The sequence below is a fragment of the Streptococcus acidominimus genome (genome assembly GCF_001921825.1).
Lineage (GTDB): Bacteria > Bacillota > Bacilli > Lactobacillales > Streptococcaceae > Streptococcus > Streptococcus acidominimus.
This window is the reverse complement of record NZ_MSJL01000091.1, coordinates 1-2,632: the sequence shown is the minus strand read 5'-3', so window position 1 is coordinate 2,632 and position 2,632 is coordinate 1. Positions and strand designations below refer to the sequence as shown.

The 2,632-nt window shown below is 34.8% G+C and carries 1 protein-coding gene; it reads left to right on the top strand.

Translation table 11 applies throughout. From position 1 onward, the window contains the following. Positions 1-228: 228 nt before the first annotated feature. The gene (locus BU200_RS10295) at positions 229-2,538 is read left to right on the top strand and encodes a hypothetical protein (protein ID WP_075100037.1); all 2,310 of its coding nucleotides are present in this window, start codon (positions 229-231) and stop codon (positions 2,536-2,538) included. Positions 2,539-2,632: the final 94 nt, after the last annotated feature.

Sequence of the window (2,632 nt, the reverse complement as noted above, 5' to 3'; positions counted from 1 at the left end):
TCACAGCTCACAGCTCACAGCTCACAGCTCACAGCTCACAGCTCACAGCTCACAGCTCACAGCTCACAGCTCACAGCTCACAGCTCACAGCTCACAGCTCACAGCTCACGCTGATTATGTAATCGGACGTGTTTTTTGTCAAGCTCTAAAACAGGCTTTTTCACATTTTTGTGAGAAAGTTTTTTATGTTTATTCGGAAACTAATATTCTAACAATCGGAGGTGTGAAATGACACCTCTAGCTATTGATAGAAGTTGGCAATCTGGTAACGAAAGAGCTGATAATTTATTCTTTTGGAGAAGTTTTGGCTTTGATGAAAAGGATGTTTTGACCGAGAACACAGATGGCATTGTTAAAGGAACCTTATTCGAGTTTAAAAATAGTATAGCTGACCTTAACATCGTACTTGTGCAAGCTATCCATTATCTTTCAAAATTAAGAAATAAAGGTGGTATTCCTATACCAAGTAAAATTGTCTTGGTTGATATTAGCAAAGACCATGCTTATGTTTATGATGCAACACAGTATCGTTCAGAAATTCTACAAAATTATACGAATAGTGCTTCTAAAAATGTTAAGCAATTAACTTTGAAGAATGCTACAAAACCTGAAAAAGAATTTGATTTTGCAGTTTTCCAGCCTAACAGTCCTAAAAATGGCGAATTGATTGAACTGTTTCAGATTGACAAATATCAAAAATTCGATATAAATTTTCCGAATATATTAGGATGGGCAAATTATATTTACCACAATGACAGGTCAACAAGTAAATCTCAAATGTTTGATATGCTTAGAAATCCTGTTAATTCCATAATAGAGGATTATATTCTACCTTGGAATGGAGACGAGACAGATTTTGATACTGTCATGGATGCTTTGAATGACCCTGCAAACAGAAAAGATTTAGGTGCGTTTTATACACTCAAGGAAGCTACTAAACTTGTCCGTCAAGCTATTAGTAGTCTTCCTAAAGGTAAGGACTACGTTATTATTGATAGGTGTGCTGGCACAGGAGCGTTGGAGCATTACTTAACAGATGAGGAGCTAAGCCACGTTGTCTTAAATACCTACGAAATTAAGGAGTGGCTTGTCTTATACAACAAATATATTGGCAAAGTTAGAGCAATTATTCCCCCTTTGACAGTTGTACAGTCGAATAAAGGAAATTTAGTAAGCGGTGGCGATGCACTTGCAAAAGAGTTTTTAAATATTCCTATGGAGACTGATGGAAAACATGCTACTTTACAAGAAATTATTGATGACAAAAATGTAGCAATAATCGGTTTTGAAAATCCCCCATATTCTAATGAATTAGCTCGTGCTCAAGAAGGGAGTGTAAAATCTAAAGATAAATTCAGTTACATTCGTAAACTGATGTCTGCTGAATTTACTGGGGATAGTAGTCATGCAAAAGATTTACTTAATCAATTTGTCTGGTCGTTTGAGAAGTATTTCATGAGGAATGAATATGATTATTACGTCCTATTTGCACCAGTAAAATATTGGAAATCGGTAGGATTGATGCAAAAAACTTTCGTTGATGGTTTTTTAGCAAATAGAGGGAATTTCAAAGCACAAGAAAGCTCCGTTTTGGTAGCACAATGGAAGAATGAAGCTGATACCAAAACAGAAAGTTTAACTGTCCCAGCTAAAGAAATTTGGAAAAATGACAAGAAATGGGGAACTGGAAAAGGCGTTGCGGTCATTGATGTACCAGAGAATGCTATTCTTAAAGATGTGAAACATGTCACTATAAGAAAGGTATATAAAACGCTAGGAGAATACTACTCTAAAAAGGTAAAGGCAGATGTATTATCTAAAATTGCTACTGGCTACGATGGAAAAGAAGTGCCCTTGAAAAGCTATGGAAAACCTGTTTATAATGACAATATTTTAGCAGTTATAGAAGCCAGTGGTTTTGGTATTACTCCGCAGGATATACGAATGACTAGAATTGCTATATATCATGGACGAGGTAGTCAAGTTAGGACAACTAATTACGCAGAGCAGACAGTTTTATTTGTTGCCAAGCAGTATCCACAAAGAAACTGGTATGAAAAGGATATTTATTATACAACATCTGATAAAGGAGATTTGTATAAGCAAGATACTGATTTTCTTAGGAAAGCTACTCTATGGACTTGTATCTCACATAAAAACCACTGCCTAAGTTTTGAAGGTTCAGATGGACGATTTTACAATAATGAAATGTGCTTAGATGAAAATTCATTAGTCAGAAAAGAATTGATAGAGCAAGTCAAATACGGAAAACTTGATAGAGCTGATTTAATGTTGCTAGGTGTCTTCGATGAATTACTTGAGTTAGCAAAAGATACCCCAGAATATAATTCCAAATACCATTATGGTACTTATCAAATTGAATTGGACATAAATACATCTTACAAAGATGGTAATGGTAAAAAGATTTTCAATAATGAAAAGGTTAACACTAAGCTAAAAGAGCTTAAAGTAAGATTATCTGATTACTACGACAATGAGCTTGAAAGTAAATTATTTGAGTATGAACTATTGAAATAACAAGAAAGACGATTTCCTCTTGGAAGTCGTCTTTTTTTTTGATGCTGTCGAAATACTACATATTGTGTTTGGTGTAAACTGATATATAGTTCCC